Here is a 15,373-nt window from a genome sequence, read left to right on the forward strand (position 1 = left end):
CTGCGCCGCCAGTCGATGCCGCCGATTCGCGCCTGATCAAACCACTTCGAACAGGCCCGCCGCACCTTGGCCACCGCCGATACACATCGTCACGACGACTAGCTTCGCACCGCGCCGCTTGCCTTCGATCAGCGCATGGCCGGTCAAACGCGCGCCCGACACCCCATACGGATGGCCCACCGCAATCGCGCCGCCGTTCACGTTCAGGCGGTCGTGCGGAATGCCGAGCTTGTCGGCGCAATACAGCACCTGCACCGCAAACGCTTCGTTCAACTCCCACAGGTCGATATCTTCGACTTTCAGGCCTGCCTGCTTGAGCAGCTTCGGCACGGCGAACACCGGGCCGATGCCCATCTCGTCCGGCTCGCAGCCGGCCACCGCAAAGCCGCGGAAAATGCCGAGCGGTTGCAGACCTTCGCGCTCCGCGACTTTCGCGTTCATCACGACGCAAGCCGACGCGCCGTCCGAAAACTGGCTCGCATTACCTGCGGTGATCACGCCGCCCGGCATCGCAGTACGAATCTTCGACACGCCTTCGAGCGTCGTGTCGGCACGAATGCCCTCGTCGGCGCTGACGGTCACTTCCTTCGTGTAGAGACGGCCGGTCGCTTTGTCGGCGACGCCGGCCAACACCGTCAGCGGCACGATCTCGTCCTTGAACTTGCCGGCTTCGAGTGCGGCCGCGGCACGCTGTTGCGAGCGCACGCCGTATTCGTCCTGACGCTCCTTCGAGATCGAGTAGCGCTTCGCAACGTTCTCTGCGGTCTGCAACATCGACCAGTAGATTTCCGGCTTGTTCTTGCTGAGCCAGCCTTCGGTCATCATGTGGTCGTTCATCTCGTTCTGCACGCACGAGATCGACTCCACGCCCCCCGCGACGAACACATCGCCCTCACCGGCGATCACGCGCTGCGCGGCCAGTGCGATGGTCTGCAAACCCGACGAGCAGAAACGGTTCACCGTCATACCCGGCACGCTAACCGGCAAACCGGCGCGCAGTGCGATCTGGCGCGCGATGTTCATGCCCGTTGCGCCTTCCGGATTCGCGCAGCCCATGATCACGTCTTCGATGCGCGCCGGGTCCAGCTTTGCGCGCTCGACAGCGGCCTGCGTCGCATGGCCGCCTAGCGTCGCGCCGTGCGTCATGTTGAAACCGCCGCGCCATGATTTGGCGAGGCCCGTACGGGCGGTCGATACGATTACGGCATCAGTCATGCATCTCTCCTGTGTCGACCGGAGTTAGCGCTTTAGCGCTTACTCCGGTCCCATGCAAGTTGGCTGGTACTTCCAGACGTTGATGGTGGGCGCGCTGGCGGATCGCACAGTCGCCCCACTTCACTCATTCCACTCGTTTCGCCCAGGCAGCGGCGATTCAGCCGTTGAACCCACGGCCCTTCGCCGCCAGCTCCGCGATGCTCGGCGCCAGTTGCCACGCGTCGCCATTCGGCCGCGACGCATAGCGGCGAATCGCACGCTCGACGTTGTAGAGGCCGACCGTATCCGCGTACAGCATCGGACCGCCGCGATAGAGCGGGAAGCCGTAGCCGGTCAGATAAACCATGTCGATGTCCGACGCCTTCGACGCAATGCCTTCCTCGAGAATCTTCGCGCCTTCGTTCACGAGCGCGAACACGAGGCGCTCGACGATTTCCTCGTCGCTGATCTTGCGGCGCTCGGCGTCGGTTTCCTTCGAGAACGCCGCGATCATCTCGTCGACCACTTTCGACGGATACGCGGTGCGGTCGCCCGCCTTGTAGTCGTACCAGCCGCCACCGGTCTTCTGGCCGAAGCGCCCCATCTCGCAGAGACGATCGGCGATCTTCGAGTAGTGCATGTCCGGATGTTCCTGATAGCGGCGCTTGCGGATCGCCCAGCCGATGTCGTTGCCCGCCAGATCGCTCATGCGGAACGGGCCCATCGCGAAGCCGAACTTCTCGATAGCCTTGTCCACTTGCGCGGGCAACGCGCCTTCTTCAAGCATGAAGAGCGCTTGACGGATGTACTGCTCGATCATCCGGTTGCCGATGAAGCCGTCGCACACGCCCGAGACCACGGCGGTCTTTTTGATCTTCCTGGCGAGTTTCATGACGGTGGCGAGCACGTCTTTCGCCGTTTCCTTGCCGCGCACGACTTCGAGCAGCTTCATCACGTTAGCCGGGCTGAAGAAGTGCATGCCGACCACGTCCTGCGGACGCTTCGTGAAAGCGGCGATCTTGTCGACGTCCAGCGTGGACGTGTTCGATGCGAGGATCGCGCCGGGCTTCGCCACTTCGTCGAGCTGCTTGAATACCTGCTTCTTGACGCCGAGTTCTTCGAACACCGCTTCGACGATCAGGTCGGCGTTTTTCAGGTTGTCGTAGGAGAGCGTAGGCGTGATCAGCGCCATGCGCTGTTCCAGCGCTTCGGGCTTGAGCTTACCTTTCTTGACGGTGGCTTCGTAATTCTTGCGGATCGTGGCGATGCCGCGGTCCAACGCTTCCTGTTTGGTTTCCAGCAGCGTGACCGGAATGCCCGCGTTGATAAAGTTCATCGCGATACCGCCGCCCATCGTGCCGGCGCCGATCACGGCCACCTGCCTGATCTCGCGAGCAACAGTGTCCGACGGCACATCGGGAATCTTGCTTGCCGCGCGTTCGCCAAAGAACGCATGACGCAGCGCATGGCTTTCGGGCGTCTGCACGAGCGCGATGAAGCATTCGCGTTCGAATGCGAGGCCCTTATCGAAACCGTTCTGCACGCCCGCTTCCACTGCGTCGATACATTTCTGCGGCGCCGGGAAATTCTTCGCGACAGCCGCGACGCTATTGCGCGCGAACTGAATGAAACCGGCAGCATTCGGATGCTCGATCTTGCGGTCGCGCACCTTCGGATGCGGACCCGCTTTCGCGCCGACCTTGCGGGCAAACGCGAGCGCGGCTTCTGCCAGATCGCCCTCCACGACTTCGTCGAAGAGGCCAGAGTCGGCCAGCTTCTCCGACATCACCGGCGCACCCGAGACGATCATGTTGAGCGCGGCTTCAAGACCGATTGCACGCGGCAGACGCTGCGTGCCGCCCGCGCCTGGCAGGATGCCGAGCTTCACTTCCGGCAGCGCGATCTGCGCGCCGGAGGCGGCGATGCGGTAATGCGCGCCGAGCGCCAACTCAAGCCCGCCGCCCATGGCGACGCTATGAATCGCGGCGATAACCGGCTTGGCGCTTGACTCGACGGTTTTGATGACCGTGGCGAGCGTCGGCTCCTGGGTCGCCTTCGGCGTGTTGAATTCCGTGATATCGGCACCGCCCGAGAAGGCTTTGCCGGCGCCCGTCAGCACGATCGCCTTGATGGCCGGATCGTTCTGCGCGCGCTCGACCCCTTCGACGATACCGGCCCGCGTCGAGAGGCCGAGACCGTTTACGGGGGGATTGTTCAGCGTGATGACGGCCACGCCGTCATGAGTTGTGTAGTCCACTGCCATCTGCCAGCCTCCATGCGATGAGGCGGCGCATGACGCGCCGCCCGTCCGGTTGATCGAGCCGGCTCGTTGACCGACTTTCTCTCCGATGTTCCCGGAGTCAGCAGGCAGAATACACAAAAAAGCACGCTCGTTCAATTTATCGTTAGATGGGGTTTCCCCTGGCAAGCGAAGTAAGGAGGCAATCCTTTTCGTCTTCGAGCGCGGACGGCAGGATGTGGTCGCGAAAGATATCGCGCAGTTTGAGCTTCTGCAGCTTGCCGGTGGCCGTATGCGGGAGCTCGTCGACGAAGACGACGTCGTCGGGAATCCACCATTTGGCGACCTTGCCGTCGTAGAACGCGAGCAGTTCTTCGCGCGTCACGTCGAAACCCGCCCGCTTGACGACCACCAGCAGCGGCCGCTCGGTCCACTTCGGATGCGCGCAGGCGATGCACGCGGCTTCGGCCACCGCCGGATGCGCGATCGCGACGTTCTCGATGTCGATCGAACTGATCCACTCGCCGCCGGACTTGATCACGTCTTTCGAGCGATCCGTGATGTGCAGGAAGCTGTCGCGGTCAATGGTGGCGACGTCGCCAGTCGGGAACCAGCCATCGACCAGCGGCGAATCGTCCTTGCGGAAATACCGGTCGATCACCCAAGGGCCGCGCACGTGCAGATCGCCGAATGCCACCCCGTCCCACGGCAGATCGCGCCCGTCTTCGCCGACGATCTTCATATCGACGCCGTACAGCGCATGGCCCTGCTTTTCGAGCAGTTTGCGCTGCTCTGCCAACGGACGCTGACTCTGCTCCCACGTCAGCTTCGACAAGGTGCCGAGCGGCGACATTTCCGTCATGCCCCATGCATGGATCACCTGCACACCGTACTCGTCCTCGAAGGCGCGCAGCATGGCCGGCGGACAGGCTGACCCGCCGATCACCGTGCGATTCAGCGAAGAGAAGCGCACCCCGGCCTCGCGCAGGTAGTTGAGCAAGCCGAGCCACACGGTCGGCACGCCGGCCGAATACGTGACGCGTTCGCTTTCCATTAGCTCATGGAGCGATTTGCCGTCGAGATCCTTGCCGGGAAAGACCAGCTTCGCGCCGGTCAGTGGCGCGGCGTGCGGGATGCCCCAGGCGTTCACATGGAACATCGGCACGACCGGCAGCACGGAGTCGCGCGCGGACAGACTCATCGCATCGGGCAGCGACGCGCCGAACGCGTGCAGCACGGTCGAGCGGTGTGAGTACAGCGCGCCTTTCGGGTTGCCTGTGGTGCCCGACGTATAGCAGAGGTAAGACGCCTGCCGTTCGTCGATGGCCGGCCATTCGTAAGCGCCATCCTGCGCTTCGACCAGGGTTTCGTAGCTCAGCACCGGCGTTTGCATCTTCGGCAGATGGGTTTCGTCGGCCAGTGCGATCCAGCCGCGCACTTTTGGGCACTGCGGCGCGAGCGCATCGACGAGTGGTGCGAACGTGGTGTCGAACAGCACGTAGGCGTCGTCGGCGTGGTTGACGATGTAGGCGATCTGGTCGGTAAACAGGCGCGGATTGATCGTGTGGCACACAGCGCCGAAGCCCGTCGTGCCGTAATACGCTTCCAGGTGCCGGTAGCCGTTCCAGGCCAGCGTGGCCACCCGCTCGCCAGGCTCGACGCCAAGCGCGATCAGCGCCTGCGCCAACTGCTTCGCGCGTTTTTCGCAGTCGCGGTAGGTATAGCGATGCACGTCGCCTTCGATGCGCCGCGACACGATCTCGGTGTCGCCGAAATGCCGCGCGGCATGCGCGAGCAACGAGGGCACAGTGAGCGGCACGTCCATCATCTGTCCAAGCAGCGGCGTCGTCATAAAGAGAGGTCTCCTCGCCTTGTTTGCGTCATTGGGGTTGTAGTTCGGGGCCGCGCGGGGCGCTCTGCTTGAGTCGCGCGAAGGAGTCGCGCGAAACGCTCCGGCGGGTCCGCGCGGCGTGCTCCGAGACGGCGCGGTGCGCTCCGGCAGGAGACGCCCGGCACGCAGGCGCGTGTCGGGCTAAACCTTGGGCTAAGGGCCGCCCAGCAGTTCCGCGGGTGCGGACTTACAATATCGGTTAATCCAGAGGCGCTCAACATGTCGTTTTCCCCAAGCATTGCAGGGTTATCCGGGCCTTTGTCGGCTCTTTCCAACGCACTTGTCACCTTGCCCGAAAGCGCGTTTGCGCGCCTCGGCAGCGCATTTCTGACGCGGCTGCCCGCCGCGCCGCTGAGCGCGCCGTACGTGGTCGGGTTCTCCGAAGCAACCGCTGCGTTGCTCGGTTTAGAGCATGGGCTCCAGAATGATCCGGGCTTCGCCGAACTGTTCTCCGGCAACGCCACGCGTGAATGGCCCTCCGAAGCGCTGCCGTATGCGTCGGTATATTCGGGGCATCAGTTCGGCGTGTGGGCCGGCCAGCTCGGCGACGGCCGCGCGCTCGGTCTCGGCGAAGTCGCACACAATGGCCAGCGCTTCGAGCTGCAGCTCAAAGGCGCGGGCCGCACGCCCTATTCGCGCATGGGCGACGGCCGCGCCGTGCTGCGTTCGTCGATCCGCGAATATCTGTGTTCGGAGGCGATGCATCACCTCGGCATTCCAACCACGCGCGCGCTGTGCGTGATCGGCTCCGACCAGCCGGTGCGCCGCGAGGAAGTCGAAACCGCAGCGGTCGTCACACGCGTGGCGCCGAGTTTCGTGCGCTTCGGACACTTCGAGCATTTCTATTCGAACGATCGCGTCGATGCGCTGCGCGCGCTCGCCGATCACGTGATCGAACGCTTCTATCCGCATTGCCGCGAAGCCGACGATCCGTATCTCGCGCTGCTGAATGAAGCGGTGATGTCGACGGCCGATCTAATGGTCGAATGGCAAGCCGTCGGTTTCTGCCACGGCGTGATGAATACCGACAACATGTCAATCCTCGGTCTCACGATCGACTACGGCCCGTTCGGTTTCATGGACGGCTTCGACGCCGGCTACATCTGCAATCACTCTGACTCGCAAGGCCGCTACGCGTACAAGATGCAGCCACAGATCGCGTACTGGAATCTCTTTTGCCTCGCGCAAGGCCTGCTGCCGCTATTGGGTGAACAACATGACGAAAGCGTGCGCGGCGACAAGGCGATCGAAGACGCCCAGCGCGTGCTCGGCGGCTTCAAAGAGCGTTTCGCACCGGCGTTGGAAAAACGCATGCGTGCGAAACTCGGCCTGGAAAGCGAGCGCGAGGGAGACGATACGTTGGTCAACCGCCTGTTCGAAGTGATGCATGCCAACCGTGCGGATTTCACGCTGACGTTCCGCAATCTGGCGCGCATTTCGAAGCACGATGCGAGCGGCGACACGCCGGTGCGCGACCTGTTTCTCGACCGCGCCGCGTTCGATGCGTGGGTGAACGACTACCGCGCGCGCCTGTCCGAAGAAACACGCGACAACGCCGCGCGCGCCATTGCAATGAACCGTGTGAACCCCAAATTCGTACTTCGTAATCATCTGGCGGAAACGGCAATCCGGCGTGCGAAAGAGAAGGACTTCTCCGAAGTGGAGCGTCTGGCCGCAGTCCTGCGCCGTCCGTTCGACGAGCAGCCGGAACACGAAGCGTATGCGGGGCTGCCGCCGGATTGGGCCAGCTCGCTGGAAGTGAGTTGCTCTTCGTGACGAGCCCCCAAAACAATCTCGAGACAGGAACCCCGACCATGAACAAGCCCGACGACCTCAATACCGACGCCCCCGCCGTGCAGAAAGACGACGCCGAATGGCGCAAGCGACTCTCCGACATCGAATACCAGGTGACACGCCACGCGGCCACGGAGCGCCCCTTCACTGGCCGCTACCACGACCACTGGGACCGCGGCATCTATGACTGCGTCTGCTGCGGTACGCCACTGTTCGAATCGGACACCAAGTTCGACGCCGGTTGCGGCTGGCCGAGCTACTTCAAGCCGATCAACGGCGAAGTGATCGCCGAGAAAACCGACCGCACGCACGGCATGCTGCGCATCGAGGTGCAGTGCAAGAACTGCGGCGCGCATCTGGGCCACGTGTTCGAAGACGGACCGGCGCCGACCGGCCTGCGTTACTGCATCAATTCGGCTGCGTTACAATTCGAGCCCAAGTAACGCAGCGCGGAGTTCGGCGCATGGCCGGCCGGCGGCTGTCGTAAGGCGCCTGTTGGCCGCGACACCCTTCATCCGGCTTGCAAACCGGTCAAGGCAGCGGCCAAGCCAGCGGCCAAGCCAGCGGTCAACCCGGCGCGGCAATCAGGCGACGAATGGCGCAACGCGCAGTTCCCGGCTGCCGTGTCGGGTTTCTGCCGCCTCCATGCCACCGGGCGCGCCGCGTCCCTGTTTCTCAAACTCTCCGACCTACTCTCCGAATTCCCGACCAGATAATGAAATTCCTGTTCGATCTGTTCCCGATCATCCTGTTTTTCGTCGCCTTCAAGCTATGGGGCATTTTCACGGCGACGGCTGTGGCGATCGTTGCCACCCTGGTGCAGATCGCGTGGGTGGCGTTCCGCCACCGCAAGGTCGATCCGATGCTGTGGGTGAGCCTCGGTGTCGTCACCGTCTTTGGCGGAGCGACGCTCGTGCTGCACAACGACACCTTTATCAAATGGAAGCCGACCGTGCTGTACTGGGCGTTTTCGGTCGCTTTGATCATCTCGCAACTGGCCTTCAGCAAGAACCTGATCGAAGCGATGATGGGCAAGCAGATCACGCTGCCGCACGCGATCTGGGGCAAGCTGAATATCGTTTGGGCGATTTTCTTCGTGCTGCTGGGGCTGGTGAACCTGTTCGTCGCGTATCACTACACGACCGACCAGTGGGTCAATTTCAAGCTGTTCGGCGCGACCGGGTGCCTCGTGGTATTCATCGTCGGACAGAGTTTGTGGCTGTCGAAGTATATGAAGGAAGAATGACATGACAAGCGATGTGTTCATGCACGCCACCACCGCCGAGCGCGCCGCGCTGATCGAGGCGCGCCTCACCGCGGCGCTCGCGCCGGTTGCCTCGATCCAGATCACGGATGACAGCGCGCAGCACGCAGGCCACGCCGGCGCCTCGGCTGGCGGTCATTTCACTGTCACGATCGTGGCGGCCGCATTCGCCGGCAAGGCCCGCGTGGCGCGGCATCGCATGGTGTATGATGCGCTGGCCGATGCCATGCAGCGCGGCATTCACGCCCTTGCAATCACGGCGTACACGCCCGAAGAATTCGCTTTGTTGCCCCGCTAGGAAAATTTCTGATGACCTTGAAGAAAACCCACCTTTGGGTATTGCTGGCTGCATTTGCTGCCGCACCTGCATTTGCACAGAACATCGCTGTCGTGAACGGTACGCCGATTCCGAAAGCGCGCGCCGACGCACTGGTCGATCAACTGGTTCATCAAGGCCAGCAAAACACGCCGCAGTTGCAAATGGCCGTGCGCGAAGAGCTGGTGAACCGCGAAATCCTGATGCAGGAAGCGCTGCGCCGCGGCCTGCCGAATCGTCCGGACATCAAGGCGCAAATCGCCGTTGCACAGCAAACGGTCGTGCTGCGCGCGCTGATCGAAGACTTCGTGAAGAACAACGCGCCAACCGATGCCGAAATCACTGCGCGCTACAACTCGCTGATCAAGGACGCGGGCGGCAAGGAATATCACCTGCACCACATCCTGGTGGACAACGAAGAGCAAGCCAAGGATCTGATCGCCAAGATCAAGGCTGGCGCTAGCTTCGAAGATCTCGCCAAGCAATACTCGAAGGACCCGGGATCGGGCAAGAACGGCGGCGACCTGGACTGGTCGGACCCGAAGGCCTACGTGCCTGAATTCGCGGACGCGGCCACGCATCTGCAGAAAGGCCAGATGACCGACGCACCGGTTCATACGCAGTTCGGCTGGCACATCATCCGTGTCGACGACGTGCGCAACATCACACCGCCGCCGCTCGAGCAAGTGCGCCCGCAGATCGTGCAGCAGATCCAGCAGGAGAAGCTGCAGGCGTTCGAAGAAGGTCTGCGTAAGAACGCGAAGATTCAGTAGGCGTTTTTCGCTGCCCTAAAAAAGAAACCGCCCTCGGGCGGTTTTTTGTTTCTGCGTCCGCTTCGGGTCGGCGCTTCGGGTGCTATCTATCGGCGGTTTTCGACCGCGACATCGCAGCCGTAGCACCGGCAAGCTGCCGCGCGTGGATAACGCGGCAGCCTGTACTACATCATCACCCCAGCCAGCGGCGTGCGTTCTGGAACACGCGCAGCCACGGACTCGCGTCCGTGCTGCCTTCGCCCCAGCCTTCCGGATGCCAGCTCATCTGCACCGCACGGTGCACGCGCTCGGTGTGCGGCATCAGCACCGTGAAGCGGCCATCGGCTGTCGTAACCGACGTGATGCCGTCCGGCGAACCGTTCGGGTTGAACGGATACTGCTCCGTTGCCTGACCACGGTGATCGACGTAACGCATCGCCACGGCCACCTTCGACGCATCGCCCTGCTGCGAGAAGTCCGCGTAACCCTCGCCGTGCGCAATCGCCACCGGAATGCGCGAGCCTTCCATGCCGGCAAAGAAAATCGACGGCGAAGCCTGCACTTCGACCAGCGAGAAGCGCGCTTCGAATTTCTCCGACTTGTTACGCGTGAACTTCGGCCAGGCTTCGGCGCCCGGAATCATCGACGCGAGGCTGCTCATCATCTGGCAGCCATTGCAGATGCCCAGCGCAAACGTGTCTTCGCGGCCGAAGAACGCGGCGAACATATCGGCCAGTTGCGAGTTGAAGCGGATCGCCTTCGCCCAGCCTTCACCGGCGCCCAGCGTATCGCCGTACGAGAAGCCGCCGCACGCCACCGCACCGGCGAAATCCGCCAGGTTGGCGCGGCCGGCCAGCAGGTCGCTCATGTGCACGTCGTGCGCGTCGAAGCCGGCGCGGTCGAAGGCATAAGCCGTTTCGAGGTGCGAGTTCACGCCCTGCTCACGCAGGATCGCGACACGCGGGCGTGCACTCGTGTTGATGAACGGCGCGGCGACGTCTTCCTTCGGATCGAACGTGAGGATCGGCGAAATGCCCGGATCGGCGGCGTCGGAGAGCGCATCGTATTCGGCATCGGCACAAGCGGGGTTGTCGCGCAGACGCGAAATACGCCAGCTCACTTCGCTCCACGCGCGATGCAATTCGGTACGCGGTGCCTCGTAGATCTTCTTCGCGTCGCGATAGATTTCGATCGTGTCGCGCTCGTTGGTCTTGCCGATCACATGCGAGCATGCCGACAGACCGTGTTCGCGCAACGCGCCCAGCACCGGGTCGCGATCCGTCGCGCGCACCTGAATCACCGCGCCAAGCTCCTCGCTGAAGAGCGCGCGGATCGTGCGGTCTTCACGACGGCCGCTGGTCTGCTTCGCCCAGTCTTTCGCGTCGCCGTAATCGGATTCGTGGTTCGGATCGAGCACCAGCATGTCGACATTCAGCGACACGCCAACGTGACCCGCAAACGCCATTTCGCAAACCGTCGCCCACAGGCCGCCATCCGAACGGTCGTGGTAGGCGAGCAGCTTGCCGTCGCTATTGAGCGACTGGATCGCAGTGAAGAAACGCTTCAGATCCTCAGGGTCGTCGACGTCCGGCACCGTGTCGCCGACCTGCTGCGTGACTTGCGCGAGAATACTGCCGCCCAGGCGATGCCTGGCGCGGCCAAGGTCGATCGCGATCAGCACGGAATCGCCCACCTCGCTCGCGCGGCGCAGTTGCGGCGTGAGGTGTTTGCGCACGTCTTCGACCGGCGCGAATGCCGAGATGATCAGCGAGACCGGCGCGACCACTTCCTTCGCCACGCCACGGTCTTCCCACTTGGTGCGCATGGACAGCGAATCCTTGCCGACCGGAATGCTGATGCCGAGCGCGGGGCACAACTCCATGCCGATGGCCTTGACCGTGTCGTACAGCGCGGCGTCTTCGCCCGCTGCGCCGCACGCGGCCATCCAGTTGGCCGACAGCTTGAGCTTATCGAGCGACGCAATCGGCGCCGCCGCAATGTTCGTGACTGCCTCGCCGACCGCCATGCGGCCCGAGGCCGGCGCGTTGATCACGGCGAGCGGCGTACGCTCGGCCATGGTCATCGCTTCGCCGCGGAAGCCCGCGTAATCCATCGTCGTGATGGCGACGTCGGCCACCGGCACTTGCCACGGGCCGACCATCTGGTCGCGCGCGGTCGTGCCGCCGACCGAGCGGTCGCCGATCGTGATCAGGAACGACTTGCTGGCAACCGTAGGGTGACGCAGCACGCTGACCGCGACTTCCGACAACGCGATGCCGGTGACGTCCACCGGTTCGAGTTTCTGCTCGACGCGCTTCACGTCGCGATGCATGCGTGGCGCCTTGCCTAGCAGCACTTCCATCGGCATGTCGACAGGCTCGTGCGCGACGTTGTCGTTCGACTCAGAATCGATCACTTTCAGTTGACGCTCGGCCGTGGCCGTGCCGACCACCGCGAACGGGCAGCGCTCGCGCTTGCACATCGCTTCGAAGGCCGGCAGATCGGCCGGCGCAATCGCCAGCACGTAACGCTCCTGCGCTTCGTTCGACCAGATTTCGCGCGGCGACAAACCGCTCTCTTCCAGCTGGATTTTGCGCAGATCGAAGATCGCGCCCTTGCTGGCGCCGTCCACCACTTCCGGGAACGCGTTCGACAGACCGCCCGCGCCCACGTCGTGAATGCTCAGAATCGGGTTCTTCTCGCCAAGCTGCCAGCACGCGTTGATCACTTCCTGCGCACGGCGCTCGATTTCCGGATTGCCGCGCTGGACCGAGTCGAAGTCGAGTTCGGCCGTGTTGGTGCCGGTCGCCATCGAGCTGGCGGCGCCGCCGCCCATGCCGATGCGCATACCCGGGCCGCCGATCTGGATCAGCAGCGACCCTTCCGGCAGATCGTGCTTGTGCGTGTGCTGGTCGGAGATATTGCCGATGCCGCCAGCGATCATGATGGGCTTGTGATAACCACGCACCAGACCCGCGACGTTCTGCTCGTAAGCGCGGAAATAGCCACCCAGATTCGGCCGGCCGAATTCGTTATTGAACGCGGCGCCGCCGAGCGGGCCGTCGATCATGATTTGCAGCGGCGACGCGATGCGGTCAGGACGGCCATACGCTTCGTGCTTGTCGTCCGGGTTCCGGTGCGCCAACGGCTGAGCGGCGTCGCGCGCGTTTTCCCATGCTTCGACGCCGTCCGGCAATTCCAGATTCGACACCGTGAAGCCCGCCAGACCCGCCTTCGGACGCGCGCCGCGGCCGGTCGCGCCTTCGTCGCGGATTTCACCGCCCGCGCCGGTCGAGGCGCCCGGGAACGGCGAGATCGCGGTTGGGTGGTTGTGCGTCTCCACCTTCATCAAGGTGTGCGTCAGTTCGACGTTGCGGCGGTAGTGTTCGGGCAGCGCGCCGGGTTCAGCCGGCGTGTGCGGGAACCAGCGCTCGGCCACGCCGCCCGCCATGATCGCCGAGTTGTCCGAATACGCGACGATGGTGCCCTGCGGGTTCAGCTTCTCCGTGTTGCGGATCATGTTGAACAGCGAGATGTCCTGCTTCTCGCCGTCGATCGTCCATTCCGCGTTGAAGATCTTGTGACGGCAGTGTTCGCTGTTGGCCTGCGCGAACATCATCAGTTCGACGTCGGTCGGGTTGCGGCCGAGTTTCGTGAAGGCGTCGACGAGGTAGTCGATTTCGTCGTCGGCGAGCGCGAGGCCCAGTTCCGTGTTCGCCGCTTCCAGCGCGCCGCGGCCGTTGCTCAGCACGTCGACGGTTTGCAGCGGCTTGGCCGGCAGTTCGTCGAACAGATGCATCGCATGGTCACGCGAGGGCGACACGCTCTCGGTCATACGGTCGTGCAGCGCCGCGGCGACGGCCGCGCGGGCTTCGTCCGAGAGCGCCTTCTTGCCGCCCAGCAGGCCGCTCTTCAGCGTGACCGTGTATTCGACGCCGCGCTCGATGCGGCGCACCTGCGCGAGGCCGCAGAGGTGGGCAATATCGGTTGCCTTGCTGGCCCATGGCGACACTGTGCCGAAGCGCGGCACCACGAGGAAGGTTTCGGCCGTGCCGCGCTCTTTGGTTTCTTCGAGCGGATCGCCGTAGTGCATCAGCGCTTCGATCTTCGCGTTGTCTTCCGCGGACAACGGGGTTTGCGCGTTGACGAAGTGCAGATACTGGCCGCGCACGCCCGTGATGTTGGGGTCGATGCGCGTAAGCGTTTCGAGCAGGCGGGTTTGACGGAAATCGGAAAGGGCCGAAGCGCCGGGGAAACACGAGAAGTGGGCCATGGACTTGACGTTGCGTCGCTAATGATGCCGATGAGTGATGCCGATGAGTCGCGCGTGAAGGCGACGTGAGGCGGAAAGGAAGTCCGGGATTATACCCCGGGAACGGGCTTCCAGCGGGCTTCGCACCAGGGTTTTGGCGCGCTCCGCATGGCGGCTCGGGCGCGCCGCTGCGGCGCTCCGGCGTGGCGCTCGCGTGGCGGAGCCATCCGTTTGACTGCTATCATTCGCCCTTTCACCAAATCGGCGCGAGCCGCCCGAGCAATGCCGGGCAACGCGCCGCATGCCACGCTTAACGGGACCGCGGCGTTTCGGCGTCCCGCCGGCAAATCGAATCAGATCATGGATGTCATCGTCATCGGCGGCGGGATTGCGGGCGTCGCCACCGCTTATCAACTGCGCGCGGCCGGCCACCGGGTATGCGTCGTCGAACGCCACGCTACGGTCGCGCAAGGCGCGACTTATGGGCACGGCGGCAGCGTGCTGCCGACCCCGCTCGACGTCTGGTTTGGCCCGACCTTCATGGCGAGCCGTCAGGGCGCCAAAAACGGCGTGATCAGCAAGGCCGGCTTTAACGGCGCGGCACGCCAGTTCATCAAGCAGCTGGCCGCTTTGCAGGAGCCCGAGGCGTTCAGCCGCCAGTACGCGCGGCTGCGTCCGCTGATCGAAGCATCGCGTGACGCGATGGCCGATATCGAAGCGCGCTTCGGCCTGGAATTCGAACAGGCAAGCGGCCTGCTCTATCTGGTGCGTTCCGAGCAGGAGTGGCGGCAGACACAGACTGCGCTCGATCTGCTGCGCCAATACGAAGTCCCGCATCACGTGCTGACGCCGGCCGAATGCGCCGCGTTCGAGCATTCCGTGCGGACCGAGCCGGAATTCGCCGGCGGCGTGCTGTTCGACCATGAGCGCACGGCCAATTGCCCGCTTTTCGCGAAACTGATCAAGCAGAGCCTCGATACGCAGGGCGGCGTGCAATTCATGCTGGGCTGCGAAGTCTCGGCGATCCGTCTCGAAGGTCAGCGCGCCGCGGTGGAACTGGCGCGACGGCCGGGCGCCAGCGCCACCGCAGCGCGCTCACGCGAAGTCGACGTGATCAACGCCGACGCGATTGTCGTCGCCGCGGGTTACGGCAGCCTCGCGCTGCTCGAACGCCTGGGCCTGCGGCTGCCGCTGCACCCGCTGCGCCTGCATAACCTGGTGGCGCCGATTGCACATGAGGAATGCGCGCCGCACGTCGCAATAGTGGATGCGGTCAAGCGGATTACGGTCAGCCGCATGAATCATCGCCTGCGGGTTGCGGGCGGTGCGGTCCTGCAGAGCGCCGGACAGATCGACAAGCCGCTCGGCGAGGCATTGACGAAGGAAGCGCTGGCGCTGCTGGGCCAAGCGACGCACGACTGGATCCCGGGCGCGGCCCGGATCTCCGCGGCCTTGCCATGGGAAGGCGTAAAACTGCTGTCGCCAGACGGTTTGCCGGTGATCGGCAATGCGCTTCATCCGCGTCTGTTCGTCAACGCTGGGCACGGGCCTGCCGGCTGGGGCCTCGCATGCGGTTCGGGCAAACTGATCGCCGACCTGATCTCGGGCAAGACCCCCGACGTCCCCGCAGACACCCTGGCTGCGCTGCGCGCGGACCGATTCCAGTAAACG

General features: G+C 63.9%; 10 protein-coding genes. 6 read left to right on the forward strand and 4 right to left on the reverse strand.

Features of this window, described 5'->3' with window-relative positions; translation table 11 throughout:
* Positions 1-36: 36 nt before the first annotated feature.
* From P3T22_RS03870 to P3T22_RS03880, 3 genes are all read right to left on the reverse strand, one after another.
* The gene (locus P3T22_RS03870) at positions 37-1,215 is read right to left on the reverse strand and encodes an acetyl-CoA C-acyltransferase (protein ID WP_063496255.1); all 1,179 of its coding nucleotides are present in this window, start codon (positions 1,213-1,215) and stop codon (positions 37-39) included.
* A 157-nt stretch (positions 1,216-1,372) separates the two neighbouring features.
* The gene (locus P3T22_RS03875) at positions 1,373-3,457 is read right to left on the reverse strand and encodes a 3-hydroxyacyl-CoA dehydrogenase NAD-binding domain-containing protein (protein ID WP_429324265.1); all 2,085 of its coding nucleotides are present in this window, start codon (positions 3,455-3,457) and stop codon (positions 1,373-1,375) included.
* A gap of 142 nt (positions 3,458-3,599) precedes the next feature.
* Positions 3,600-5,285, reverse strand: coding sequence for a 3-(methylthio)propionyl-CoA ligase (locus tag P3T22_RS03880; RefSeq protein WP_063496257.1), 1,686 nt, complete (start codon positions 5,283-5,285; stop codon positions 3,600-3,602).
* 258 nt (positions 5,286-5,543) lie between these two features.
* On the opposite strand from P3T22_RS03880, the gene P3T22_RS03885 reads away from it, so the two are divergent.
* The 5 genes from P3T22_RS03885 (at position 5,544) to P3T22_RS03905 (ending at position 9,471) form a co-directional block, all read left to right on the forward strand.
* Positions 5,544-7,100, forward strand: a complete 1,557-nt coding sequence (locus P3T22_RS03885; protein WP_063496258.1) for a protein adenylyltransferase SelO — start codon at positions 5,544-5,546, stop codon at positions 7,098-7,100.
* Positions 7,101-7,138: 38 nt separating this feature from the next.
* Complete coding sequence (gene msrB, locus P3T22_RS03890) at positions 7,139-7,561, forward strand: peptide-methionine (R)-S-oxide reductase MsrB (RefSeq protein WP_429324266.1); 423 nt, start codon at positions 7,139-7,141, stop codon at positions 7,559-7,561.
* A 272-nt stretch (positions 7,562-7,833) separates the two neighbouring features.
* Complete coding sequence (locus P3T22_RS03895; protein WP_063496260.1) at positions 7,834-8,364, forward strand: septation protein A; 531 nt, start codon at positions 7,834-7,836, stop codon at positions 8,362-8,364.
* A 1-nt stretch (position 8,365) separates the two neighbouring features.
* On the forward strand, positions 8,366-8,680 hold the full coding sequence (locus tag P3T22_RS03900; RefSeq protein WP_028196576.1) for a BolA family protein: 315 nt from the start codon (positions 8,366-8,368) through the stop codon (positions 8,678-8,680).
* 11 nt (positions 8,681-8,691) lie between these two features.
* Positions 8,692-9,471, forward strand: a complete 780-nt coding sequence (locus tag P3T22_RS03905; protein WP_429324267.1) for a peptidylprolyl isomerase — start codon at positions 8,692-8,694, stop codon at positions 9,469-9,471.
* Between the two features lie 172 nt (positions 9,472-9,643).
* Here P3T22_RS03905 and purL read toward each other — a convergent pair whose 3' ends face one another.
* Positions 9,644-13,723, reverse strand: coding sequence for a phosphoribosylformylglycinamidine synthase (purL, locus tag P3T22_RS03910; protein WP_429324268.1), 4,080 nt, complete (start codon positions 13,721-13,723; stop codon positions 9,644-9,646).
* Between the two features lie 339 nt (positions 13,724-14,062).
* Between purL and P3T22_RS03915 the strand changes: the two genes are divergently transcribed.
* Positions 14,063-15,370, forward strand: coding sequence for an FAD-dependent oxidoreductase (locus P3T22_RS03915; RefSeq protein WP_429324269.1), 1,308 nt, complete (start codon positions 14,063-14,065; stop codon positions 15,368-15,370).
* Positions 15,371-15,373: the final 3 nt, after the last annotated feature.

Source organism: Paraburkholderia sp. GAS348 (assembly GCF_050434205.1).
Classification (GTDB): domain Bacteria; phylum Pseudomonadota; class Gammaproteobacteria; order Burkholderiales; family Burkholderiaceae; genus Paraburkholderia.

Bases quoted from the DNA above. Each gene is read 5' to 3' on its own strand.
- P3T22_RS03870 (WP_063496255.1), bottom strand. From the start codon at position 1,215: ATGACTGATGCCGTAATCGTATCGACCGCCCGTACGGGCCTCGCCAAA.
- P3T22_RS03875 (WP_429324265.1), bottom strand. From the start codon at position 3,457: ATGGCAGTGGACTACACAACTCATGACGGCGTGGCCGTCATCACGCTG.
- P3T22_RS03880 (WP_063496257.1), bottom strand. From the start codon at position 5,285: ATGACGACGCCGCTGCTTGGACAGATGATGGACGTGCCGCTCACTGTG.
- P3T22_RS03885 (WP_063496258.1), top strand. From the start codon at position 5,544: ATGTCGTTTTCCCCAAGCATTGCAGGGTTATCCGGGCCTTTGTCGGCT.
- msrB (WP_429324266.1), top strand. From the start codon at position 7,139: ATGAACAAGCCCGACGACCTCAATACCGACGCCCCCGCCGTGCAGAAA.
- P3T22_RS03895 (WP_063496260.1), top strand. From the start codon at position 7,834: ATGAAATTCCTGTTCGATCTGTTCCCGATCATCCTGTTTTTCGTCGCC.
- P3T22_RS03900 (WP_028196576.1), top strand. From the start codon at position 8,366: ATGACAAGCGATGTGTTCATGCACGCCACCACCGCCGAGCGCGCCGCG.
- P3T22_RS03905 (WP_429324267.1), top strand. From the start codon at position 8,692: ATGACCTTGAAGAAAACCCACCTTTGGGTATTGCTGGCTGCATTTGCT.
- purL (WP_429324268.1), bottom strand. From the start codon at position 13,723: ATGGCCCACTTCTCGTGTTTCCCCGGCGCTTCGGCCCTTTCCGATTTC.
- P3T22_RS03915 (WP_429324269.1), top strand. From the start codon at position 14,063: ATGGATGTCATCGTCATCGGCGGCGGGATTGCGGGCGTCGCCACCGCT.